Genomic DNA, 22,272 nt, shown 5'->3' with positions numbered 1-22,272 from the left:
AGTGACCGGTTTTTCGGCGAAAACGGCGCGAAATCAAAAATCTAGAGCGAGCTGCGTGATCCCCGAATGACGCAGCTCGCTCTAGGGCCGAGCTCAGGATGCGGAAACGGCCCGGGATCGCTCCCGGGCCGTTCGTACGCGTGACGCTACTGGAGGGCTTTACGACTCGACCGTCTCGGCCACGGCCGCGTCGGCGATCTCGGCCGGCAGCGGTTCCATGGCTTCCTCGCGGCTAGCCGTGAGCGCCTCGTCGCGCTTGGCGGCGATGCGCTGGAGGTTCCGCAGGTACGAGCCCGTGCCCGCCGGGATGAGGCGGCCCACGATCACGTTCTCCTTCAGACCTTCCAGGGTGTCGTTCTTGCCCTGGACCGCCGCTTCGGTCAGCACGCGGGTCGTCTCCTGGAACGACGCGGCCGAGATGAAGCTGCGGGTCTGCAGGCTGGCCTTGGTGATGCCGAGCAGGACCGGCTGGGTGAGCGCCGGGCGACCGCCGCGGGCTTCCGCCTTGGCGCTCTCCTCTTCCACTTCCAGCTTGTCCAGGTGGTCGCCCTTGAGCAGGCCGGTGTCGCCCGGCTCGAGGATCTCCACCTTCTGCAGCATCTGGCGCACGATCGTCTCGATGTGCTTGTCGTTGATCGGCACGCCCTGCAGCCGGTAGACCTCCTGGATCTCGTTCACCAGGAAGTCGGCCAGCGCCTCGATGCCCTGGATGCGCAGGATGTCGTGCGGGTCCGGGTTGCCGTCGATGATGTACTCGCCCTTGCGGATCACGTCGCCGTCGTGGACCGCGATGTGCTTGCCCTTGGGGATCAGGAACTCGACCGCCTCACCGTCTTCCGGGGTGATCTTGATGCGGCGCTTGTTCTTGTAGTCGCGCCCGAACTCGACGCGGCCGTCCATCTCGGCGATCACCGCGCAGTCCTTCGGACGCCGGGCCTCGAACAGTTCGGCCACCCGCGGCAGGCCGCCGGTGATGTCGCGGGTCTTGGCGCTTTCCGTGGGGATCCGCGCCATGATCTCGCCGGGCTTCACCTCGTCGCCGTCGCCGATCGAGAGGATGGCCCCGACGGGCAGCAGGTAGCGGGCCTCGCCGCCGTTCGACAGGCGCTTGTAGGCGCCGTCCTCGCCCAGCACCGACATGGCCGGGCGCAGGTCCGAGCCCTTCGAGCTGGCGCGCCAGTCGATGACCACGCGGTTGGAGATGCCGGTGGCCTCGTCGGCCTCCTCGCGGAACGAGAAGTTCTCGACCAGGTCCTCGAACCGCACCTTGCCGCCCACTTCGGTGATGATCGGCGTGGTGTAGGGGTCCCAGGTGGCGAGGCGTTCGCCGCGCTTCACCTTGCCGCCGTCCTTGACCTGCAGGCGGGCGCCGTACGGCACCTTGTAGGACTCGCGGTCCTTGCCATCGACCTGGACGGTCAGGGTCAGGTTGCGGCTCATCGAGATGAGGCCGCCGTCGGCCGCGACCACGGTGTTGCCGCCGGAGATCCGGGCGACGCCCTCGTTGGCGCTTTCGAAGAACGACTGCTCGGCCACCTGCGCCGTGCCGCCGATGTGGAAGGTCCGCATCGTGAGCTGGGTGCCCGGTTCGCCGATCGACTGGGCGGCGATGACGCCGACCGCCTCGCCGATGTTCACCGGCGTGCCGCGGGCCAGGTCGCGGCCGTAGCAGGCGCCGCAGACGCCGACCTTGGTCTCGCAGGTCAGGACCGAGCGGATCTTCACCGACTGGACGCCGGCGCTCTCCACGAGGTCGCACATGTTCTCGTCGAGGTAGCTGTCGGCCGGCACGATGATCTCGTTGGTGCCCGGGTCCTTCACGTCCTCGGCCGCGAAACGGCCCAGGATGCGCTGGCCGAGGCTCACGAGCACGTCGCCGCCCTCGACCACCGCGCGCAGCGTGATGCCGCGCGTGGTGCCGCAGTCTTCCTCGGTGATGATGCAGTCCTGCGCCACGTCGACGAGGCGGCGGGTCAGGTAGCCCGAGTTCGCGGTCTTGAGCGCGGTGTCGGCCAGGCCCTTGCGGGCGCCGTGCGTGGAGTTGAAGTACTCCTGCACGGTCAGGCCTTCCTTGAAGTTCGAGATGATCGGCGTCTCGATGATCTCACCCGACGGCTTGGCCATCAGGCCGCGCATCCCGCCGAGTTGCTTCATCTGCGCCTGCGAACCGCGGGCGCCCGAGTTGCTCATCATGAAGATCGAGTTGATCTCGCCCTGGCGGCCGTCGTCGCCGACGGGCGCAGAGGAGACCTCGGCCATCATCTCGTCGGCGACGCGGTCGGTGGCCTTGGCCCAGGCGTCGACGACCTTGTTGTACTTCTCGCCCTTGGTGATCAGGCCGTCCGCGTACTGCTGCTCGTACTCTTCCACGAGCTTGCGGGTTTCTTCGACGATCGGGGCCTTGCGGGCCGGGATGACGATGTCGTCCTTGCCGAAGCTGATGCCGGCCTTGGCCGCCTCGCGGAAGCCCAGGCCCATGACCTGGTCGGCGAAGATGACCGTCGCCTTCTGACCGCAGTGCCGGTAGACGGCGTCGATCAGGTTGCCGATCTCCTTCTTGGTCAGGTTCTTCTCGAGAAGACGGTGACCGATCGCCGGGTTGTGCGGCAGCAGGGCCGCGATCTTCATCCGGCCGGGCGTCGTGTCGATGATCTTCCGCACGACGGCGCCGTCGGCGTCCATCTCGGTGTGACGCGCCTTGATCTTCGAGTGCAGGGTCACGACCTTGGCGTCGAGCGCCTGGTCGATCTCGGCCAGGTCGGTGAAGACCTTGCCTTCGCCCGGCTCGCCGTCCTTGGCCAGCGACAGGTAGTAGAGGCCGAGCACGATGTCCTGCGACGGCACGATGATCGGCCGGCCGTTGGCGGGCGACAGGATGTTGTTCGTGCTCATCATCAGCACGCGCGCTTCCAGCTGGGCTTCCAGCGAGAGCGGCACGTGGACGGCCATCTGGTCGCCGTCGAAGTCGGCGTTGAAGGCGGCGCAGACCAGCGGGTGCAGCTGGATGGCCTTGCCCTCGATCAGCTTCGGCTCGAACGCCTGGATGCCCAGGCGGTGCAGGGTCGGCGCGCGGTTCAGCAGCACCGGGTGCTCGCGGATCACCTCGTCCAGGATGTCCCAGACCGCCGGCTGCTCACGCTCCACCATGCGCTTGGACTGCTTCACGGTCCCGGAAAGGCCCTTGGCGTCCAGGCGCGCGTAGATGAACGGCTTGAAGAGCTCGAGCGCCATCTTCTTCGGCAGGCCGCACTCGTGCAGCTTCAGCTCGGGACCCACCACGATGACCGAACGGCCCGAGTAGTCCACGCGCTTGCCGAGCAGGTTCTGGCGGAACCGGCCCTGCTTGCCCTTCAGCATGTCGGCGAGCGACTTCAGCGGGCGCTTGTTGGCGCCCGTGATCACGCGGCCGCGGCGGCCGTTGTCGAACAGGGCGTCGACGGCTTCCTGCAGCATCCGCTTCTCGTTGCGGATGATGATGTCCGGCGCGCGCAGCTCGATGAGGCGCTTCAGGCGGTTGTTCCGGTTGATGACCCGGCGGTAGAGGTCGTTCAGGTCGGAGGTGGCGAAGCGGCCGCCGTCCAGCGGGACCAGCGGGCGCAGTTCCGGCGGGATCACGGGGATCACCGTCAGCACCATCCACTCGGGCTTGTTGCCGCTCTCGATGAAGCTCTCGATGAGCTTCAGGCGCTTGGACGCCTTCTTGAGCTTCATTTCCGACGTGGTGGTCTTCAGGTCCTCGTGCAGGCTCTCGGCCGTCTTGGCCAGATCGATGCCCTTCAGCAGGCCCTGGACCGCCTCGGCGCCGATCTCGGCGGTGAAGCTGTCGTCCCCGAACTCTTCCTGGAAGCGCAGGTAGTCGTCTTCCGAGAGCAGCTGGTGCTGCTTCAGCGGGGTGAGGCCCGGCTCGGTGACGATGTAGTTCTCGAAGTAGAGGACGCGCTCGATGTCCTTCAGCGCCATGTCCAGCATCAGGGCGATGCGGCTCGGCAGCGACTTCAAGAACCAGATGTGGGCGACCGGCGAGGCCAGTTCGATGTGCCCCATCCGCTCGCGCCGGACGCGCGCCAGGGTCACTTCGACCCCGCATTTTTCGCAGATGATGCCCTTGTACTTCATGCGCTTGTACTTGCCGCACAGGCACTCGTAGTCCTTCGTCGGACCGAAGATCCGCGCGCAGAACAGGCCGTCACGCTCGGGCTTGAACGTGCGGTAGTTGATGGTCTCCGGCTTCTTGATCTCGCCGAACGACCACGAACGGATCTTCTCCGGCGAGGCCAGAGCGATGCGGATGCGGTCGAAGGTCGGAGCGGCCTGGACCGGATTGAAGATGTTCAGGACTTCCTGGTTCATCTTGGTTCCTTCTGCGGGCTAACCCGCGAAAAATTCGAAAGCTGACGGGCGGACGGAGCGCCCTCCCCCGCTGCCGGGAGAGGGCTTCGCACCCGTCAGCTGTTCTCCAGCTCCACGTTCAGGCCGAGGGAGCGCATCTCCTTGACCAGCACGTTGAAGCTTTCCGGGATCCCGGCCTCGAAGGTGTCGTCGCCACGGACGATGCTTTCGTAGACCTTGGTCCGGCCGGCCACGTCGTCCGACTTCACCGTCAGCATCTCCTGCAGGGTATAGGCGGCGCCGTAGGCTTCCAGAGCCCAGACCTCCATTTCCCCGAAGCGCTGGCCGCCGAACTGGGCCTTGCCTCCCAGGGGCTGCTGCGTGACGAGGGAGTACGGACCGATCGAACGGGCGTGGATCTTGTCGTCGACCAGGTGGTGCAGCTTCAGCATGTAGATGTAGCCGACCGTGACCGGACGCTTGAACCGCTCACCTGTCTGGCCGTCGTACAGGTACGACTGGCCCGACCGGGCGAGGCCCGCCTTCTCCAGCAGATCCTCGATGTCGTTGATGTGGGCGCCGTCGAACACCGGGGTGGCGAACGGGATGCCCTTCGACAGGTTGCGGGCCAGTTCGAGCAGTTCGCCCTCGTCGTCGGGCAGTTCCTCGTCCTTGCCGTAGGCGTCGCGCAGGTAGTCGATCAGCGCCGCCTTCTGGCCGCCGTGCTGCCAGGCCTCCAGCAGGTCGGCGACTTGCTTGCCGAGACCGGCCGACGCCCAGCCGAGGTGCGTTTCGAAGATCTGGCCGACGTTCATCCGCGACGGCACGCCCAGCGGGTTCAGCACGATGTCCACGTGCTGGCCGTTTTCCAGGTAGGGCATGTCCTCGATCGGCAGGATCTTGGAGATGACCCCCTTGTTGCCGTGACGGCCGGCCATCTTGTCGCCCGGCTGCAGCTTGCGCTTCACCGCCACGAACACCTTGACCATCTTCATCACGCCGGGCGGCAACTCGTCGCCGCGCTGCAGCTTGTCGACCTTGTCCTCGAAGCGGCGGTCGAGGCGCTTGCGGGCGTCGTCGAACTGCTTGCGCAGCGCTTCGAGCTCGCCCATCGCCTTCTCGTCGTCGAGCGCGATCTGCCACCACAGGCCGGGCGCGATCTCTTCCAGCTTGTCGGCGGTGACTTCGCCGCGGCCCAGGCCCTTCGGGCCCGAGACGGCGGTCTTGCCGACCAGCAGTTCGCGCAGACGGCCGGTCATGTTGCGGTTCAGGATGCCGAACTCGTCGTCGCGGTCCTTGCCCAGGCGGTCGATCTCGGCGCGTTCGATGGCCAGCGCACGCTCGTCCTTGTCGACGCCGTGGCGGTTGAACACGCGGACCTCCACGATCGTCCCGGCGACGCCCGGCGGCAGGCGCAGCGAGGTGTCGCGGACGTCGGAGGCCTTCTCGCCGAAGATGGCGCGCAGGAGCTTCTCTTCCGGCGTCATCGGGCTTTCGCCCTTGGGCGTCACCTTGCCGACCAGGATGTCGCCCGGCATCACCTCGGCGCCGATCGCCACGATGCCCGCCTCGTCGAGGTTGCGGAGCGCTTCCTCGCCGACGTTGGGGATGTCGCGGGTGATCTCTTCCGGGCCCAGCTTGGTGTCGCGGGCCATGACCTCGAACTCCTCGATGTGGATCGAGGTGAAGATGTCGTCGCGCACGATGCGCTCGGAGATCAGGATCGAGTCTTCGAAGTTGTAGCCGTTCCAGGGCATGAACGCGACGAGCGTGTTGCGGCCCAGGGCCAGCTCGCCCAGCTCGGTCGACGGGCCATCGGCGATGACGTCGCCGGCCAGGATCCTGTCGCCCACCTGCACCAGCGGACGCTGGTTGATGCAGGTCGAGGTGTTCGAACGCTGGAACTTCTGCAGGCGGTAGATGTCGACGCCCGGCTTCGAGGGGTCGAGCTCCTCGGTCGCGCGGATGACGATGCGCGTGCCGTCGATCTGCTCGACGACGCCCGCGCGGCGGGCCGTGACGACCGCGCCGGAGTCCACCGCCACGATGCCTTCCATGCCGGTGCCGACCAGGGGCGCATCCGACTGGATGAGCGGCACGGCCTGCTTCTGCATGTTCGAGCCCATGAGGGCGCGGTTGGCGTCGTCGTTCTCGAGGAACGGGATCAGCGAGGCGGCCACCGAGACGACCTGCTTCGGCGACACGTCCATCAGGTCGACCTGGTCGCGTTGCAGCAGGCCCGGTTCGCCGTTGATCCGGCCGGGGACCAGGTCCTCGACGATGGCGCCGTCGTCCAGCTTGATGTTGGCCTGGGCGATGACGTGCTTCGCCTCTTCCATGGCCGACATGTAGACGACCTCCTCGGTCGTCTTGCCGTCCTTGATCCGCCGGTAGGGGCTCTCGATGAAGCCGTACTTGTTCACCACCGCGTGGGTGGCGAGCGAGTTGATCAGGCCGATGTTCGGGCCTTCCGGCGTCTCGATCGGGCAGATCCGGCCGTAGTGGGTCGGGTGGACGTCGCGGACTTCGAAGCCGGCGCGCTCACGCGTCAGGCCGCCCGGGCCGAGCGCCGAGAGGCGGCGCTTGTGGGTGATCTCCGACAGCGGGTTGGTCTGGTCCATGAACTGCGAGAGCTGCGACGAGCCGAAGAACTCGCGCACGGCCGCGGCCGCGGGCTTCGCGTTGATCAGGTCGTGCGGCATGACCGTGTCGATGTCGACGCTGCTCATGCGCTCCTTGATCGCGCGCTCCATGCGCAGCAGGCCGACGCGGTACTGGTTCTCCAGCAGTTCGCCCACCGAGCGGACCCGGCGGTTGCCGAGGTTGTCGATGTCGTCGATCTCGCCGCGGCCGTCGCGCAGGCCGACCAGCGTCTTCAGGACCGCCAGCACGTCTTCCTTGCGCAGGATGCGCACGTCGTCGGGGCAGTCGAGCTCCAGGCGCATGTTCATCTTCACGCGGCCGACCGAGCTCAGGTCGTAGCGCTCGCCATCGAAGAACAACGACTTGAACATGGCCTCCGCGGCTTCCACCGTCGGCGGCTCGCCCGGACGCATGACGCGGTAGATGTCGAACAGGGCGTCCTCGCGGACGGTGTTCTTGTCGACGCGGAGCGTGTTGCGCATGTAGGCGCCGACCGTGACGTGGTCGATGTCCAGCACGTCCAGCGTGCTAAAGCCCTGCTCCTCCAGGCTGGCCAGCAGGCCCGCGTCCAGCTCGTCGCCGGCCTCGGCGTAGATCTCGCCGGTCTCGAAGTTGACCAGGTCCTTGGCGAGATAGCGGCCGTTCAGCGCCTCGGGCGCGAGCAGCAGCGTCTTCAGGCCGTTGTCGGCGAACTTCTTGGCGTTGCGCGCCGAGATCTTGGTGCCGGCCGGGGCGACCTCCTCGCCGCTGTCGGCGTCGATCAGCGGGAACTCCGGCTTCACGCCGCGCCAGCGCTCGGCCTTGTATGGGGTGGCCCAGCCGCCCTTCCTCTTCTCGTAGGGCACGGTGTCGTAGAACGTCGAGAGGATCTCCTCGCCGTCCATGCCCAGCGCCATGAGGAAGGTCGTGGCCGGCAGCTTCCGGCGACGGTCGATGCGGACGTAGACGATGTCCTTGGCGTCGAACTCGAAGTCGAGCCACGAGCCGCGGTACGGGATCACGCGCGCGGCGAACAGCAGCTTGCCCGAGGCGTGGGTCTTGCCCTTGTCGTGGTCGAAGAAGACGCCCGGCGAGCGGTGCATCTGCGAGACGATGACGCGCTGGGTCCCGTTGACGATGAAGGTGCCCTTCTCCGTCATGAGCGGGATGTCGCCCATGTAGACGTCCTGCTCCTTGATGTCCTTCACGGAGCGGGCGCCGGTCTCCTCGTCGGTCTCGAAGACGATGAGGCGCAGCTTCACCTTCAGCGGCGCGGCGTAGGTCATGTCGCGCTGGACGCATTCCTCGACGTCGTACTTCGGCTCCTCGAACTCGTAGGAGACGTATTCGAGCACGGCGCGCTCGTTGAAGTCCTTGATCGGGAAGACCGACTTGAAGACCGCCTCGATGCCCTCGTCGCGACGTTCGCCGGCGCGCACTTCGCGCTGCAGGAACTGTTCGTAGGACGAGCGCTGAACCTCGATCAGGTTCGGCATCTGCACGGCTTCAGGGATGCGGCCGAACGAGAATCGGATCCGCTTCTTACCGGTGAAGGATTGCGCCATTTTGATCCCTTGAGGACGCCAGGACGGGAGTCCGGGCGCCGAGTGCTGTCATTCCGGGTCCGCCCTGTCGGACTCCCGCGGACGGGAGCCGGACCCTGGAATGCTCCCCGTATCGTCGGGAGCGCCCCTTCGCATGGTCGGAGGGCGACGGACCATGCCTCGGGGCCTGCACGCGCGAAGGCCGCATCTCGGGAGATGTGAATCGGGAGGTGTTTCGCGAACGGCGGGAGATAGTCCCTTTGGGGACGTTTGTGAAGTCCCCCCTCGCGCGAAAGACGGGAGGCGACGCGGAGCCGTGTTCTCCGCGCCGCCCTTCGGTCGATCCCGGGCGTATCCCGGGGGCTCTGCCAACTGTCGTCTCGCCCGGGATCAACGGGCCAGCCTCGGGATTGTTCCTCGCGGGCGGCGCCTACTCCGCCGGGAGCGGGCGCGGCTGCGGCGACGCGCCGAACGGGCGCCACGCCGCCTGCGCGAACCGCGCGCGGTACTCGGGATGCTCGGTCCCGAACCAGCGGTCCCACCAGGTGAACCAGGCGCCGTAGTTCCAGCCCGCCTGGGCATGGTGCAGGTCGTGGTGGGTGGTCGTCACGATGAAGTCGAGCATCGGCCGCCCGTCGCGCCGCGCCGGCATCAGTTCGTAGCCCGAGTGCAGCAGGGTGTTGGTCACGATCTGGTACAGCATCACCCACTGCATCGCCCCGTCGGGCATCGGGAAGACCATGGGGAACAGCAGCGGATAGCCGATCAGCAGCAGCGCCTCGCCCACGTCGAAGCTGTAGGCCGTGAACGGCGACGGGTTGTGGCTCCTGTGGTGCCGCCGATGGAAGCGCCGGAAGACCCGCGGGTCGTGCATGAAGCGGTGGCTCCAGTAGAACCAGGCGTCCAGCCCGGCGAGCCCCGCGAACAGCGAGAACGCATACCAGACCGGACCCCAGTCGTTGGCCAGGTGGGCCAGCGGATAGAGGTTGGCGCGGTACATCAGCGCGATCAGCACGCCGACGGCGGCGAAGATCGCCATGGAGCGCAGGGAATAGAGGAGTTCGGTCAGCATCTGGCGCGGCGGCGGGCTCTCCTCGCGGATCTTGCGGGCGGCGAGCAGCGGACGAAGCACCACCCAGAGCAGCAGCCAGACGCCGATCGTGAAGACGGCGTAGCGCGTCAGCGTGGGCTCCATCTCGCGGAGCCAGATGTGGAGAAGATCGGCCAGGAACGGCGGCATGGGATTTTCCTCTGCGTCGGATCGGGCAGAGGAGGCCCGGTTGCGCGGCCGCGGTCTCGCCGAGGCCGCAAGAGCCTCGCCGATTCCGGAATCAGGAAGCCTCTTGCAGTTCCGGCGAGGCGGCGGCGAGCGCGGTGCGCCGCCACTCGGTCGGAGTCGAGCCCGTCACGGCCCGGAAGGCGCGGTTGAACGGCCCGAGCGAGCCGAAGCCGAGATCGAAGGCGATGGCGGCCACGGTCGTGCGCGCCTCCGCCGGATCGGCCAGCCTGCGCTGGGCCGCGGCGATGCGGTGGCCGTTCAGGAAATCGGCGAAGTTGCGGTGGCCCAGGCGCTGGTTGATGAGCCGCCGCAGCCGATGCTCGGGGACGCCGAGGTCCCCGGCCAGCCCACCGATGGTCAGGCCCTCGCGCCGCCACGCCTCGGCGGCCATCAGCGCGTTCAACTGCTCGATCAGCCGGAGATCGGCCGCTTCGCTGCGGCCATCGACGACGGCCTCGGCGCGCCGCGGGGCGCCGAACGCCGAGGGCTGGACCGTCAGCGCCAGCATCGACATGGCCAGAGTCAGCGCCGCGGTCAGCAGGCCGCCGATCGGGTGGCCGACGACCACCGTGAGCCACGCCCCCTCGCGGGTCATCCGGAAGCCGAAGCCGGCCACGACCTCCACCAGGACGAACAGGCACGCGAGCGACAGCAGGACCGCCCGGAAACGGCGCCGGCGCTCCACGAGGTCGTCGCTCCAGCCCCGCAGGACGAGGAAGGCCGCATGCAGGGCGAGCGCCGCGCTGAACACGTTGCGCGCGCTCCACAGCACATCGGACACCGAGGCGTGGACGAAGCCCTGCGCGATCCCCGTCACCAGCAGGACCAGCGCCGGCGCAAGCGTCAGCGGCGTCACCTTCCAGTCGGCGAACACGGTCAGCAGGAAGAGCCAGAAGAGGCCGGCCACCGGGCAGGCCAGGGCCTCGAGCGCCGCCGGCTCGCCCATCGCGTGGAACAGCGGCCGGGACTCCACCATCACCCAGCCCACCACGCTGAGCGCCATCAGGACCGTCGCGATCCGGACGTGCCGGCCCAGCCCGCTGCGCCCCACCGCGAGCGCGATCACCAGGACCGCGCCGGCCGCGAGGCCATGCACGAAGGCGCTGATCAGAGCTGCGGATTCGCCCATGCCCGGGAGGCTAGCATGCGTCCGCCGCTTCGCCGCGTCAGGGCCTGCTCAGCGCGGCGCGCCGCCGTTCAGGAGCGGCATGCACGACTGCCAGTTGGTCGGGTTGGCCGCGGCGCACGCCTGATAGCTCTGGGCGCCCTGGTAGGTCGCCATCGCCGCGGCCTGGCTGTTGGCCACCGTCGGCAGCGTGCCGGGCGGCAGCGCCGCCGCCGGCTGGGCGGCCTGGTAGGCGCCGATGCCCAGCGAGGGCGCCGGGGCGGCGACCGCGGCGGGCCGCGCCGCGCTGGCGATCTGCAGGCAGGCCTGGATCGCCGTCGCATTGCCGTTGGCGTTCTGCACGCAGAGCTTGATCGCCTCCTGCACCGCGGCGGCATTCACCGCCGGGGCGGCCTGGACCGCCGGCGCCGCCTGGGTGCGCGCCTGCGCCTGGCCGATGATGCCCAGGATGCCGGCGGCCGCGGCCGCCTTGTTGCCGTTGGCCAGGCCGCTCAGGCCGCCGCCGGGCAGGTTGATGGACGGGCCCGCCCCCATGCCCATCTTGGCGCGAAGCTGCGCGCACTCCGCCATCGTCGCGCCGGCGGGCGAGTTGCAGATCTGCATCGCGGCGTTCAGGCGGTTGATGTCATAGGCGGTCTGCGCCCTGGCCCCCGTCACGAAGGCCAGCCCCAGCACAGCGGCCACGCCGCCCAGCACAATCGGTCTCATCGTCGTCGCGCCCCCCAGACACGGCTCTCCTGAGCGTGAGGGTGCGCCGGCGCGGCGTCCCTGCCCTCCCCCGATCGGGGGTATGAAAAAAGGGCCGGGATCGCTCCCGGCCCTTCGATCTTTGCAGAAGCGCTGTTCCAGCGCGTCCCCGCCTTTCTCGCGAGAAAGGCGTAATCAAGAGGTAGACGCGCGACCTTGTCGCGCTTCGGCCTACTTGATCTGGACGGTCGCGCCGGCTTCTTCGAGCTTCTTCTTGATCTCTTCCGCTTCCTGCTTGGAGACGTTTTCCTTCACGTTCTGCGGAGCGCCTTCGACGAGGTCCTTGGCTTCCTTCAGGCCGAGGTCCGGACGGACGCCGCGGACTTCCTTGATCACGTTGATCTTCTTGTCGCCGCCGGCGGCGAGAACAACGGTGAACTCGGTCTGCTCTTCGGCGGCTTCGGCCGGAGCGGCGCCACCGCCGGCGCCCGGAGCGGCGGCGACGGCGACCGGAGCCGCGGCGCTCACGCCCCACTTTTCTTCCAGCAGCTTGGAGAGCTCAGCGGCTTCCAGGACGGTCAGGGCGGACAGGTCGTCCACCAGCTTTTCGAGATTGGCCATGTGATGTGGTCCTTAAAGAGAGGTTTGTCGGGAAGTGACGATCAGGCGGCGTCTTTGGCGGCGTAGGCGCCGACGACGCGAGCGAGCTGACCCGCGGGCGCCTGCAGGACGCCGGCGATCTTGGTCGCCGGGGCTTGCAGGAGGCCGATGATCTTGGCGCGGAGCTGGTCCAGCGAAGGCAGGGTGGCCAGGGCGGTCACCGAGTTCTTGTCCAGCACCTGTTGACCCATGAAGCCGCCGATGACGGAGAACTTGTCGTTGTCCTTGGCGTACTGGGTCGCGACCTTGGCGGCGGACACCGGATCGGCCGCGAAGGCGATGGCGACGGGACCCTTGAAGAGGGCGTCGCCCGCCTCGCCGATCGAGCCGCCCAGAGCCTTCTGGACGAGGGTGTTCTTCACCACCTGCAGCTTGGCGCCCTGCTCACGCAGCTTGCCCCGCAGATCGGTCATTTCCGCAACGGTCAGACCCTTGTAGTGGGTCACGACCACGGCGCCGGCGTCAGCGAAGACGCCCTTCAGCGCTTCGATGGCGTCCTGCTTTTGAGCGCGGTCCATTGCGGTCTCCATACTCAGGTTCGACGGCCGCAAGAGGCGGTCGCCGTAAGCCCTGTCCTGTGAGAGAAGCCGCAGCCGTCGCCCCCGCCGCGTTGCGGTGGAACGATCGAGCCGTCATCTTCCCGTCTCCCTGCGCCTGAGGAGGGGCCCCTCCTCGCGTTACGGCCTCCGGCGACCCCGGCGGCTGCACAGTTCTTGGACAGGATGGGAAACCCGCCCCATGAAGAGTGGGGCCTCCCGTCCTCGCAACCCCCGAGGGAGCGGCGAAGCGCGGGCGTGTACAGGAAGAGCCCCGCCATTTCAACCCGCAGCAAGCCAAGCCTCCAGCCGCGCGGGCTTGTCGAGGCCCTTCGCGCGACCCCATGCGCGCCGAAGGCGCTGGTGAACGAAACGGGAATTAGCTAGGGTCTGGACGACAGGAGTCGGCCATGCCGAAACGAATCCCGACCAGCGATCCGCCCCCGGGCGCAGGCGTCGAAGAGGCGGCGGTCGAATACGTCGACAAGCTGGAAGCCTACCGTCGCTATATCCAGGAGGGCTTTGACGCGGTGGCGCGCGGCGAGGTCTACGATTGGGAAGACGTCAAGGCCGAGATGCGCGCCAAGTACGGCGACCACGAGGCTTGATCGTCCGTATCTCGAAGCCGGCGCGAGCTGAGTTCGAAGCCGCCGTCGCCTATCTCGCGACAGACAGCCCGCGCGCCGCCGCGAGGCTCAGGGCAGCTATCGAGCAGGCGATCGACAGCCTCGCCCTGTTCCCAAACAGAGGGCGCAAGTCGCCGATTGAGGGACTGCGCGAGATCGTCGTGCGCGGAACGCCATACGCCGTGGCATATTCTGTCGGAGACGATGACGTCGTCGTCATACGCATCCGACACACCAGCCGGGATCCGAACCCCTAAGCCGCCTCGAAGATGGCCGCGATGCCCTGGCCGCCGCCGATGCACATGGTCTCCAGGCCGTACTTGCCGTCGCGGCGCTTCAGTTCGCGCAGCAGGTTGGCGAGGATGCGGCCGCCGGTGGCGCCGATGGGGTGGCCGAGGCTGATGCCCGAGCCATTGACGTTCAGCCGGTCGCGCTCGTCCCAGCCCCAACCCTTGAGCACCGCCAGCACCTGCGGCGCGAAGGCTTCGTTCAGCTCGACCAGGTCGATGTCGTCCCAACCCATGCCCGTGCGCTCGAACAGGCGCTTCACCGCCGGCACCGGGCCGATGCCCATCCGCGACGGATCGCAGCCGGCCGCGGCCCAGCTCACGAACCAGCCCATCGGGTCCAGGTTGAGTTCGGCCAGCTTCTCCTCGGCCACCACCAGGCAGGCGGCGGCGGCGTCGTTCTGCTGGCTGGCGTTGCCGGCCGTCACCACGCCGTCCTTCTCGATGGCGCGCAGCTTGCCCAGCGTCTCCATGCTGGCGTCGGCGCGGACGCCCTCGTCCTTGGCGAAGACGACCGGGTCGCCCTTCTTCTGGGGCACGGACACCGGCACCAGTTCGTCGTCGAACTTGCCGTCGGCCCAGGCCCTGGTCGCGCGCTGGTGGCTCATCACCGCGTACTCGTCGGCCTGCTCGCGGCTGATCTGGTAGTCGCGGGCCAGGTTGTCGGCGGTCTCGATCATGCCCGAGATCACCCCGAACCGGCTGATCGGCTGGCTCATCACCCGGCCGCGGGCCAGGCGGTCGTGCATCGTCACCGAGCCGGCGCGGGCGCCGTTGCGCATGTCGAGCGAATAGTACTCGGTGTTGCTCATGCTCTCGACGCCGCCGGCGATCACCACATCGGCCACGCCGGTCTGCACCATCATCGCCGCGTCGATCACCGCCTGCAGGCCCGAGCCGCAGCGGCGGTCGAGCTGATAGCCCGGCACCTCGATCGGGAAGTCCGCCGCCAGCAGCGACCAGCGCGCGATGCACGGCGCCTCGCCGTTGCCGTAGCCCTGGGCGAAGATCACGTCGTCCACCTTGGCCGGGTCCACCTTCGTACGCTCGACCAGCGCCTTCAGGATCACCGCGCCCAACTCGCCGGCGGTCATGCTGGCCAGGCTGCCCTGGAACTTGCCCACGGCGGTGCGGATGGGGCTGACGATGGCGGCGCGTCTCACGGGCATCTCCTCGGCTTGTTGGCTCCGTCCCTGGGGCCGTCACCCTGCGTCCGTCAAGGGGTCAGCCGCTCCAGGCCGGCGGGCGCTTCTCCATGAAGGCCTTCACGCCTTCCTTGTAGTCCGGCGTCCGGGACATCTCGACCAGCAGCGCCTCGGCGACCTTCACCGAGCTGGCCGCGTCGCGGTGCAGGTCGCGGTAGATCTGGCGCTTGCTCTCGCGCGCCGAGCCGGGCGCGACCGAGGTCGCCAGCATCCGCGCGTAGGCCATCACCTCGTCCATCAGCCGCTCGGCCGGCACGATGCGGTTCAGGAAGCCCATGCGGTCCGCCTCCTCCGCCGTGAACACGCGGCTGGAGAGCAGGATGTCGTTGGCGTGGGTCAGGCCGATGATCCGCGGCAGAACCCACGAGAGCCCGTACTCCACCGGGAAGTTGTAGCGCCCGTGCGCGGCCGTGAACTTCACGCCGGGCACGCAGAACCGCAGGTCGCAGAACGCCGCCAGCACCAGGCCCACGCCCGCCGCCGCCCCGTTGATCGCGGCAATGATCGGTTTGCCCACGCCGAAGTGGTAGGCGAACGTCGCGTCGAAGGCAGGGTCCACGCCATAGCCCGGCTCGGCGATGTCGTCGGGCGTGCCGGCGTCGTACTGCCCCCGCGCCGAATGCCCCTCCAGCGCCTGCAGGTCGGCGCCTGGGCAGAAGGCGACGCCGTCCGGGTCGCCGGTCACCACGATGACCCGCACGGCCGGGTCGCAGTCGGCCTCGCGCAGGATCCAGCGGTATTCGGTGTGCATCCGCCCGGTCCACGCGTTGCGGCGCTTGGGGCGGGCGAGCATGACGACGGCGATCCCGTCGGTCACGTCGTAGCGGGTGGCCTTGAGCTCCATGGCGCGACTATGGCACGCGGAAACGCAGGATGAACCCGTTCCAGCGGTCGTCGGCCTGATCCGTCTCCTCGACGTCCGGGGACATCGCCGCTGCGACGCCGCGCCAGAAGGCCAGCGCGCCCGTGTTCGCCCGCGCGACGGCGATCTCCCACAGCCCCTGGCGGGCGCCAATGGCCTGCAGCGCCGCGGCGCGGCCGACGCCCTCGCGGCGGTAGGGGCGGGCGACGAAGAACTCGCCCATGTCGAAGTCGCAGGGCCGCCCCGAATGGCCGTGCCGGTCGATGAGCACGAAGCCGGCGATCCGCCCGTCCGCCCGGATCAGGAGCGGCTCGGCGCCGGGTTCGGTCCAATAGGCGGCCAACGGCGGATAGGGCGGGAACCGCCCATCCTCGCCGAACTCGACCCGCCGGGTCTCCCAGAAGTCCGAGAAGTCGTGGACGTAGAGCTGGAAGAGGTTCTCGACGGTGGCCCGCCTGTCGGCGGCGGGTTCGAGGGTCACGTCCATCGGCATCTCCACGGTGTCCCGCCGAGGCGCTGGCGGCAGGTGAAGGAATCGAACCTTCAACCTCTCGGTTGGCGCGGTTGGCCACCCTAGCAAAAAGAAAACGATGTTCCGGTCGAGTGCAGGCGATCGCCTATGACCGGATGGGCGGCGGAACCGCCGTAATTGACGAACCGCGGAGATCGCGGAGATACGCAGGGGGGCTGTGCGGGCCTCGGGCCCCTCTGCGTATCCCTGCGATCTCCGCGGTTGAATCCTCGCGCCAGCAGCGCGCGCTGTCGCGCCCGGCCACCGCCTCAACACAAGTTCAGCCAACAGAAAAGGCGCGGAGGTGGCCCCCCGCGCCTTCACGTCGTCTATCCCGGCGCCGATTAGGCGCCGACGGTCGCGCCGTCCACCTTGAAGCCCGGGCCCATCGTCGAGGAGAGGCTGATCTTCTTGATGTAGGCGCCCTTGGCGCCCGACGGCTTGGCCTTGTTCAGAGCGTCGATCAGCGCCTTGACGTTGATCTCCAGGGCTTCCTCGGTGAACGAGGCCTTGCCGATGCCGGCGTGGATGATGCCGGTCTTCTCGGTGCGGAACTCGATCGAGCCGCCCTTGGCGTCCTTCACGGCCTGGCCGACGTTCGGCGTCACGGTGCCGACGCGCGGGTTCGGCATCAGGCCGCGCGGGCCCAGCACCTTACCCAGGCGGCCGACGAGGGCCATCATGTCCGGCGTCGCGATCACGCGGTCGAAGTCCATGAAACCGCCCTGGATGCGTTCCACCAGGTCCTCGGCGCCCACGACTTCCGCGCCGGCGGCCTTGGCTTCCTCGGCCTTGGCGTCCTTGGCGATGACCGCGACGCGGACGTCACGGCCGGTGCCCGACGGCAGGGCCACGACGCCGCGGACCTGCTGGTCGGCGTGACGCGGGTCGACGCCCAGGTTGACGGCGATCTCGACGGTCTCGTCGAACTTGGCGTTGGCGTTGGCCTTCACCAGCTTCACGGCGTCGGTCAGGGCGTGCGTGGCGGTGACGTCGCCGGTCCACGCCTTCGTGCGCTTGGGTTGCTTGGCCATGGGATCAGGCCTCCACGATCTGAAGGCCCATCGAGCGCGCGGAGCCCTCGATGATCTTGGCGGCGGCCTCGACGTCGTTCGCGTTGAGGTCCTTCATCTTCTTCTCGGCGATGTCGCGCAGTTGGGCGCGCGTGATCTTGCCGGCGCTGTCGCGGCCGGGCGCCTTGGAGCCCGACTTGATGTTGAGCGCCTGCTTGATGAAGAACGACGCGGGCGGCGTCTTGGTGATGAAGGTGAACGACTTGTCCTGATAGACCGTGATCACGGTCGGAAGGGGCGTGCCCTTCGCTTCCTTCTCGGTGCGGGCGTTGAACTCCTTGCAGAAGCCCATGATGTTGACGCCGCGCTGGCCCAGCGCCGGCCCGATGGGCGGCGAAGGCGTCGCGGAGCCCGCAGGCACCTGAAGTTTGATATAGCCCAAGATCTTCTTGGCCATCTTTGCTCCTCAGTGGCCGGAACCCGGCCGGTTTGAGCCGTGGTGCGGGGTCACGGTGGCCGCCCCCTCCCACGGATTTGAATTCGCAGGCCTCCCCGCGAAGCCGGCGCGTGTAGCAGGCGGGACGTTCGGAGGCAACCGCGGCTGTCGTTCGACACGAAGAGCTCGAAGGGCGCGAAGACCACGAAGGTCAGCGGACAAAGCGGCGAAGGCCTTGCCGTAGTTGAACGGCGTTGAAGTTCACCAGAAGACCAAGTTTCATTCCGGATAGGCGGAGATATGTGAGGATTTGCGCCCCATGGAGGCGCGACAGCGCCTCGACCGCTTTGACTTCGACGACAACCATGTCGTCGACGACCATGTCCAGGCGATACCCTGCATCGAGCCGTAGCCCCTCGAATTCGACGGGCAAGGCCACCTGCCGCCGAACGGGAATCCCACGACGCGCAAGTTCGTGGGCGAGGCAAAGCTCATAGGCCGACTCCAACAGCCCCGGCCCGAGACTGCGGTGAACCTTCAGCGCAGCGTCTACCACCTGGCGGCCGGCCGCCTCCACGCTCTCCGGAAGACCACCGTATCCTTTGGGGTCTTCGCGTCCTTCGTGGTCTTCGTGTTCCAAGACGCGCGTGTTCTATGCGATCTTCTCGACCTGGCCGTATTCCAGTTCGACCGGGGTGGCGCGGCCGAAGATGGAGACGGTGACGCGCAGGCGCGCGCGCTCCTCGTCGACCTGCTCGACCGAGCCGTTGAAGCTGGCGAACGGGCCGTCGGTGACGCGCACCTGCTCGCCGATCTCGAAGGTGATGGTCGGCTTCGGCCGCTCCACGCCCTCCTCGATCGTGCCGATGATGCGCTCGACCTCCTTCTCGGAGACCGGGATCGGCTTCGAGCCCGAGCCCAGGAAGCCCGTGACCTTCGGCGTGTTCTTGATGAGGTGGTAGGCCTCGTCGGTCAGCTCCATCTTCACCAGCACGTAGCCGGGGAAGAACTTGCGTTCCGAGTTCACCTTCCGGCCGCGGCGGATCTCCACCACGTCCTCGGTCGGCACGAGCACCTCGGAGAAGTTCTCCTCGAGGCCGTGCTGCCGCGCCTGGTCGAGGATGGAGTCCTTCACCTTCTTCTCGAAGTTCGAGTAGGCGTGGACGATGTACCACTTGTGCCGCGGGTTGCCCTTGGGGACGGCGGTGGTGCTGGCTTCAGACATATCGATTATCCGGAGGTCGCGAGCTTCAGGATCATGGTGATCCCGGTGTTCAGGAGCCAGTTGACCACGAAGAAGAAGAACGCGGCCAGGACGACCATGATCGCCACCATGACCGAGGTGATCCAGGTTTCCTTGCGGCTGGTCCAGGTGATCTTGCGCGCTTCGGCCCGCACTTCCATGGCGAACTTCGGCAGGTTGCGCAGGCCTTCGATCAGCCCGGTCTTCTTGGGCGCCGCGACGGCGCCGCCCGGCGTGGCCATCACCGCGGCGGTCTTCGCCGCGCGTTCGCGCATCGCTTGCGGGCTTGGTTTCCTGGCCATCCGGCTCTTCAAACTCTCATCTGGAACGGCGCTTCAGCGACGCTCCGGTTCCTGTGGTCCGACTTATATAGGGTGGCAGGAGTGGAGGGACTCGAACCCACGACTTTCGGTTTTGGAGACCGACGCTCTACCAGCTGAGCTACACTCCTAAGTCGCCCTTTCCGACCTCCTCGAACCCTGCGTTTCCAGGTCCCGGGCTGAACACCCGTCGTCCGCACGCGGCGGCTAGAAAAGCAGACTCCAACGATGTCGGGTAGGACGCAGGCGTATGACGCAAGCCGCGGGGGGTTTCAAGCCTCTTCCCTGACGGCGCCCCGGGATCGAAGGCCGCGGGCAGGCGTTCAACGCCCATGCCCGATGACCGCCAGACCTCGCACGACGCCGCCTACAACCGCGATCGCGACCAGAAGGCCGGCGCAGCCCGCCCTGCAACGGAGCCCCCCGGCGCGGAAGGTTCGGCGAAATCGTCCAAGACCCTCACCGATCCGGCCAGCGGCGGCGGGCAGAAAGCCGGCCACGCGCCGAACCAGGCCGAGACGGATCAGGCCGACGGCGCCTCGCGCCCCGGCCGCTGAGGCCTAGACCATTCGGCGCTTAGGTTGGTCCGAGGTCGGGAAGCCGAATGGTCTATTTCCAGGCGAAGCGTTGAGCATTCGACGGTTCAAGCGAACCGCCGAATGCTCTAGCCGGGCCGGTTGCCGATCGAGACGCGGCCGCCGCCGGACACCGACTTGCGCACATTGCCGGTCACCTGCTCGACGCGCACGCCGCCCAGACCCGAGATCGAGGCGTCGAGGTCCTGCGTGGTCCCGTCAAAGCCCACCGAGCCGACGCCCGACACCGAGGCGCGCACAGACGTGGCCTTGCCGTTCTTCACGTCGATCCTGCCGACGCCCGAGACCTGCGCCTGCATGTCGCCGGTGAACTCGGCGATGCGGACGTTTCCGGCGCCCGAAAGCCGGGCGTCCAGGCTCTTGCGCACGCGGGCGGCGTCGATGTTGGCCGCGCCGGAGAGGTGGACCTCCAGGCGGTCCGAAGCGCCCATCCGGATGACGCCCGCGCCCGATTCATGGATCTCGGCCGCGCCCGCCACGTCGGCGATCGTCCAGGCGCTGCAGCCCGAATTCGAGAGGTCGAGGGCGCCCGACCGGCCGATGGCGCCCACGACCGCGCCGTTCGCGGAGAGCGACACGTTCCGCGGCGTGTAGATCACGACCTGCGGCATCTGCTCGTAGTCGACGCGGCCGACGCCGTTCACCGTGACGTGCGGCTGCCTGCTCGCGACGTTGCACCCGCGGATCGTGCGGTGGAGGTCGCCGTCGACGACGGTCTTGTCGCCGAGGGTCCGCACGGCGAGCGGCAGCTTGGCGTGCGTGCGCACGATGTCGACCTTGATGTCGGCGCGGTCCTCGGGGACCACGGTGACGCGGGCGACGGCGTCCCTGATCTCGACCGAGGCCGCCTGCGCCGACCCGGCGGCGAATGCGGCGGTCGCGGCGATGAGGGCGATCTTCGGCGTCATGTCCCAGTCCCCTTCGGGTGTGACGTGACGCTAGTCGTGGCGGCGTGTGGCCACAGCTTAAATGTCGGTCATGACTCAGATGTCATCCATCCCTCCCCTTCATGGGGAGGGTGGACGAGGCGGAGCCGAGGCCGGGTGGGGAAGTGTGGATCAGGCGCAAGCGCCGCGTTCCGGCCCGCACTTCCCCACCCTGACCGCTCCGCGGTCTGTCCCTCCCCATGAAGGGGAGGGAAAGGAAAAAGGCCGCCGGGTCGCCCCGACGGCCTCGTCCGGTCTTCGCTTTCGCTCAGCCTACTTGATGATCTTGGAGACGACGCCCGAGCCCACCGTGCGGCCGCCTTCGCGGATCGCGAAGCGCAGGCCCTGGTCCATCGCGATCGGCGTGATCAGCTCCACCGTCAGCTCGGCGTTGTCGCCCGGCATGATCATCTCCACGCCTTCCTTCAGCTTGATGATCCCCGTCACGTCCGTCGTCCGGAAGTAGAACTGCGGGCGGTAGTTCGTGAAGAACGGCGTGTGACGCCCCCCCTCCTCCTTCGTCAGGATGTAGGCTTCCGCCAGGAACTCCGTGTGCGGCGTGATCGAGCCCGGCTTGCACAGCACCTGGCCACGCTCCACGTCCTCACGCTTCGTGCCGCGCAGCAGCACGCCCACGTTGTCCCCCGCCTGACCCTGGTCCAGCAGCTTGCGGAACATCTCCACCCCCGTGCAGGTCGTCTTCTGCACCGGGCGGATGCCCACGATCTCCACTTCCTCCCCGACCTTCACGATCCCCTTCTCGATCCGGCCCGTCACCACCGTGCCCCGGCCCGAGATCGAGAACACGTCCTCCACCGGCATCAGGAACGGCAGGTCCACCGGACGCTCCGGCTGCGGGATGTAGGTGTCCACCGCCGTCATCAGCTCCAGGATCCGGTCCTCCCCGATCTCCGGCGTCTTGCCTTCCACCGCCGCCAGCGCCGAGCCCTTCACGATCGGGATGTCATCCCCCGGGAACTCATAGCTCGACAGAAGCTCGCGCACCTCCATCTCCACCAGGTCCAGCAGCTCGGCGTCGTCGACCATGTCGACCTTGTTCATGAACACCACCAGCGCCGGCACACCCACCTGGCGCGCCAACAGGATGTGCTCGCGCGTCTGCGGCATCGGGCCGTCCGCCGCGCTCACCACCAGGATCGCGCCGTCCATCTGCGCCGCGCCCGTGATCATGTTCTTCACGTAGTCCGCGTGCCCGGGGCAGTCCACGTGCGCGTAGTGACGGTTCGCCGTCTCATATTCCACGTGCGCCGTGTTGATCGTGATCCCCCGCGCCTTCTCCTCCGGCGCCGCGTCGATGTCCGCGTACGACTTCGCCGTCGCGCCACCACTCTTCGCCAGCACCATCGTGATCGCCGCCGTCAGCGTCGTCTTCCCATGGTCCACGTGACCAATCGTGCCGATGTTGCAGTGCGGCTTGTTGCGTTCGAACTTCTCTTTGGCCAT

20 protein-coding genes and 1 tRNA gene are annotated in these 22,272 nt (G+C 67.8%); 3 read left to right on the top strand and 18 right to left on the bottom strand.

The features are described from left to right. Positions 1-159 precede the first annotated feature (159 nt). The 7 genes from rpoC to rplJ all read right to left on the bottom strand — a co-directional run bounded on the left by rpoC (position 160) and on the right by rplJ (position 12,765). A complete protein-coding gene (gene rpoC / locus KF737_RS21330) occupies positions 160-4,350 on the bottom strand; it encodes a DNA-directed RNA polymerase subunit beta' (RefSeq protein WP_296460179.1) in 4,191 nt (1,396 codons plus the stop codon). Positions 4,351-4,445: 95 nt separating this feature from the next. Continuing rightward, positions 4,446-8,516, bottom strand: a complete 4,071-nt coding sequence (gene rpoB, locus KF737_RS21325; RefSeq protein ID WP_296460176.1) for a DNA-directed RNA polymerase subunit beta — start codon at positions 8,514-8,516, stop codon at positions 4,446-4,448. A gap of 409 nt (positions 8,517-8,925) precedes the next feature. Next, positions 8,926-9,735 (bottom strand): sterol desaturase family protein, encoded by an 810-nt coding sequence (locus tag KF737_RS21320; protein WP_296460173.1) that lies wholly within the window; start codon positions 9,733-9,735, stop codon positions 8,926-8,928. 91 nt (positions 9,736-9,826) lie between these two features. Continuing rightward, positions 9,827-10,903 carry a helix-turn-helix domain-containing protein gene (locus tag KF737_RS21315; RefSeq protein ID WP_296460171.1) on the bottom strand — a complete coding sequence of 359 codons (1,077 nt, stop codon included), beginning with the start codon at positions 10,901-10,903 and terminating at the stop codon, positions 9,827-9,829. Positions 10,904-10,951: 48 nt separating this feature from the next. Continuing rightward, a complete protein-coding gene (locus tag KF737_RS21310; protein ID WP_296460168.1) occupies positions 10,952-11,608 on the bottom strand; it encodes a hypothetical protein in 657 nt (218 codons plus the stop codon). Positions 11,609-11,818: 210 nt separating this feature from the next. Next, complete coding sequence (gene rplL / locus KF737_RS21305; RefSeq protein ID WP_296460165.1) at positions 11,819-12,208, bottom strand: 50S ribosomal protein L7/L12; 390 nt, start codon at positions 12,206-12,208, stop codon at positions 11,819-11,821. Between the two features lie 41 nt (positions 12,209-12,249). After that, entirely contained in the window at positions 12,250-12,765 is a 516-nt protein-coding gene (rplJ, locus tag KF737_RS21300) for a 50S ribosomal protein L10 (RefSeq protein ID WP_296460162.1), read from the bottom strand. Positions 12,766-13,193: 428 nt separating this feature from the next. On the opposite strand from rplJ, the gene KF737_RS21295 reads away from it, so the two are divergent. Together KF737_RS21295 and KF737_RS21290 are read left to right on the top strand one after the other, a co-directional pair. Next, the gene (locus KF737_RS21295; RefSeq protein WP_296460159.1) at positions 13,194-13,391 is read left to right on the top strand and encodes a hypothetical protein; all 198 of its coding nucleotides are present in this window, start codon (positions 13,194-13,196) and stop codon (positions 13,389-13,391) included. Beyond that, positions 13,388-13,666 carry a type II toxin-antitoxin system RelE/ParE family toxin gene (locus KF737_RS21290; protein WP_296460154.1) on the top strand — a complete coding sequence of 93 codons (279 nt, stop codon included), beginning with the start codon at positions 13,388-13,390 and terminating at the stop codon, positions 13,664-13,666. The genes KF737_RS21295 and KF737_RS21290 overlap by 4 nt, the downstream gene beginning before the upstream one ends. Here KF737_RS21290 and KF737_RS21285 read toward each other — a convergent pair. The 9 genes from KF737_RS21285 to KF737_RS21245 form a co-directional block, all read right to left on the bottom strand. Then, on the bottom strand, positions 13,663-14,865 hold the full coding sequence (locus KF737_RS21285) for an acetyl-CoA C-acetyltransferase (RefSeq protein WP_296460152.1): 1,203 nt from the start codon (positions 14,863-14,865) through the stop codon (positions 13,663-13,665). The genes KF737_RS21290 and KF737_RS21285 overlap by 4 nt on opposite strands. Before the next feature lie 55 nt (positions 14,866-14,920). After that, entirely contained in the window at positions 14,921-15,745 is an 825-nt protein-coding gene (locus KF737_RS21280; RefSeq protein ID WP_296460149.1) for an enoyl-CoA hydratase-related protein, read from the bottom strand. 7 nt (positions 15,746-15,752) lie between these two features. Beyond that, positions 15,753-16,250: a GNAT family N-acetyltransferase gene (locus KF737_RS21275; RefSeq protein WP_296460146.1), complete on the bottom strand. Its 498-nt coding sequence runs from the start codon at positions 16,248-16,250 to the stop codon at positions 15,753-15,755. Positions 16,251-16,618: 368 nt separating this feature from the next. After that, positions 16,619-17,308 carry a 50S ribosomal protein L1 gene (gene rplA, locus KF737_RS21270; RefSeq protein ID WP_296460142.1) on the bottom strand — a complete coding sequence of 230 codons (690 nt, stop codon included), beginning with the start codon at positions 17,306-17,308 and terminating at the stop codon, positions 16,619-16,621. 4 nt (positions 17,309-17,312) lie between these two features. Further along, on the bottom strand, positions 17,313-17,744 hold the full coding sequence (gene rplK, locus KF737_RS21265) for a 50S ribosomal protein L11 (protein WP_296460140.1): 432 nt from the start codon (positions 17,742-17,744) through the stop codon (positions 17,313-17,315). Positions 17,745-17,934: 190 nt separating this feature from the next. Further along, a complete protein-coding gene (locus tag KF737_RS21260; protein ID WP_296460137.1) occupies positions 17,935-18,363 on the bottom strand; it encodes a GxxExxY protein in 429 nt (142 codons plus the stop codon). A 12-nt stretch (positions 18,364-18,375) separates the two neighbouring features. Continuing rightward, positions 18,376-18,948 carry a transcription termination/antitermination protein NusG gene (gene nusG, locus KF737_RS21255; RefSeq protein ID WP_296460134.1) on the bottom strand — a complete coding sequence of 191 codons (573 nt, stop codon included), beginning with the start codon at positions 18,946-18,948 and terminating at the stop codon, positions 18,376-18,378. Positions 18,949-18,953: 5 nt separating this feature from the next. After that, positions 18,954-19,268 (bottom strand): preprotein translocase subunit SecE, encoded by a 315-nt coding sequence (secE, locus tag KF737_RS21250; RefSeq protein ID WP_367273256.1) that lies wholly within the window; start codon positions 19,266-19,268, stop codon positions 18,954-18,956. Positions 19,269-19,341: 73 nt separating this feature from the next. Beyond that, a tRNA-Trp gene (locus KF737_RS21245) sits at positions 19,342-19,417 on the bottom strand. Between the two features lie 201 nt (positions 19,418-19,618). On the opposite strand from KF737_RS21245, the gene KF737_RS21240 reads away from it, so the two are divergent. Then, the gene (locus KF737_RS21240) at positions 19,619-19,843 is read left to right on the top strand and encodes a hypothetical protein (RefSeq protein ID WP_296460129.1); all 225 of its coding nucleotides are present in this window, start codon (positions 19,619-19,621) and stop codon (positions 19,841-19,843) included. A gap of 107 nt (positions 19,844-19,950) precedes the next feature. On the opposite strand, the gene KF737_RS21235 is transcribed toward KF737_RS21240, so the two are convergent. Further along, the gene (locus KF737_RS21235; protein WP_296460127.1) at positions 19,951-20,790 is read right to left on the bottom strand and encodes a DUF2807 domain-containing protein; all 840 of its coding nucleotides are present in this window, start codon (positions 20,788-20,790) and stop codon (positions 19,951-19,953) included. 291 nt (positions 20,791-21,081) lie between these two features. Beyond that, the coding region (tuf, locus tag KF737_RS21230) for an elongation factor Tu (protein WP_296460125.1) at positions 21,082-22,272 on the bottom strand (1,191 nt) is incomplete at its 5' end.

The sequence above is a fragment of the Phenylobacterium sp. genome, from assembly GCF_019636135.1.
Lineage (GTDB): Bacteria > Pseudomonadota > Alphaproteobacteria > Caulobacterales > Caulobacteraceae > Phenylobacterium.
Note: the sequence above shows the minus strand (reverse complement) of the source record. Positions and strands in the feature narration are given on the sequence as shown.

What these genes read in the sequence shown, in the direction of transcription:
- rpoC (WP_296460179.1), bottom strand. Translation starts at nt 4,350, where the DNA reads ATGAACCAGGAAGTCCTGAACATCTTCAATCCGGTCCAGGCCGCTCCG.
- rpoB (WP_296460176.1), bottom strand. Translation starts at nt 8,516, where the DNA reads ATGGCGCAATCCTTCACCGGTAAGAAGCGGATCCGATTCTCGTTCGGC.
- KF737_RS21320 (WP_296460173.1), bottom strand. Translation starts at nt 9,735, where the DNA reads ATGCCGCCGTTCCTGGCCGATCTTCTCCACATCTGGCTCCGCGAGATG.
- KF737_RS21315 (WP_296460171.1), bottom strand. Translation starts at nt 10,903, where the DNA reads ATGGGCGAATCCGCAGCTCTGATCAGCGCCTTCGTGCATGGCCTCGCG.
- KF737_RS21310 (WP_296460168.1), bottom strand. Translation starts at nt 11,608, where the DNA reads ATGAGACCGATTGTGCTGGGCGGCGTGGCCGCTGTGCTGGGGCTGGCC.
- rplL (WP_296460165.1), bottom strand. Translation starts at nt 12,208, where the DNA reads ATGGCCAATCTCGAAAAGCTGGTGGACGACCTGTCCGCCCTGACCGTC.
- rplJ (WP_296460162.1), bottom strand. Translation starts at nt 12,765, where the DNA reads ATGGACCGCGCTCAAAAGCAGGACGCCATCGAAGCGCTGAAGGGCGTC.
- KF737_RS21295 (WP_296460159.1), top strand. Translation starts at nt 13,194, where the DNA reads ATGCCGAAACGAATCCCGACCAGCGATCCGCCCCCGGGCGCAGGCGTC.
- KF737_RS21285 (WP_296460152.1), bottom strand. Translation starts at nt 14,865, where the DNA reads ATGCCCGTGAGACGCGCCGCCATCGTCAGCCCCATCCGCACCGCCGTG.
- KF737_RS21280 (WP_296460149.1), bottom strand. Translation starts at nt 15,745, where the DNA reads ATGGAGCTCAAGGCCACCCGCTACGACGTGACCGACGGGATCGCCGTC.
- KF737_RS21275 (WP_296460146.1), bottom strand. Translation starts at nt 16,250, where the DNA reads ATGGACGTGACCCTCGAACCCGCCGCCGACAGGCGGGCCACCGTCGAG.
- rplA (WP_296460142.1), bottom strand. Translation starts at nt 17,308, where the DNA reads ATGGCCAAGCAACCCAAGCGCACGAAGGCGTGGACCGGCGACGTCACC.
- rplK (WP_296460140.1), bottom strand. Translation starts at nt 17,744, where the DNA reads ATGGCCAAGAAGATCTTGGGCTATATCAAACTTCAGGTGCCTGCGGGC.
- nusG (WP_296460134.1), bottom strand. Translation starts at nt 18,948, where the DNA reads ATGTCTGAAGCCAGCACCACCGCCGTCCCCAAGGGCAACCCGCGGCAC.
- secE (WP_367273256.1), bottom strand. Translation starts at nt 19,268, where the DNA reads ATGGCCAGGAAACCAAGCCCGCAAGCGATGCGCGAACGCGCGGCGAAG.
- KF737_RS21240 (WP_296460129.1), top strand. Translation starts at nt 19,619, where the DNA reads ATGCCCGATGACCGCCAGACCTCGCACGACGCCGCCTACAACCGCGAT.
- KF737_RS21235 (WP_296460127.1), bottom strand. Translation starts at nt 20,790, where the DNA reads ATGACGCCGAAGATCGCCCTCATCGCCGCGACCGCCGCATTCGCCGCC.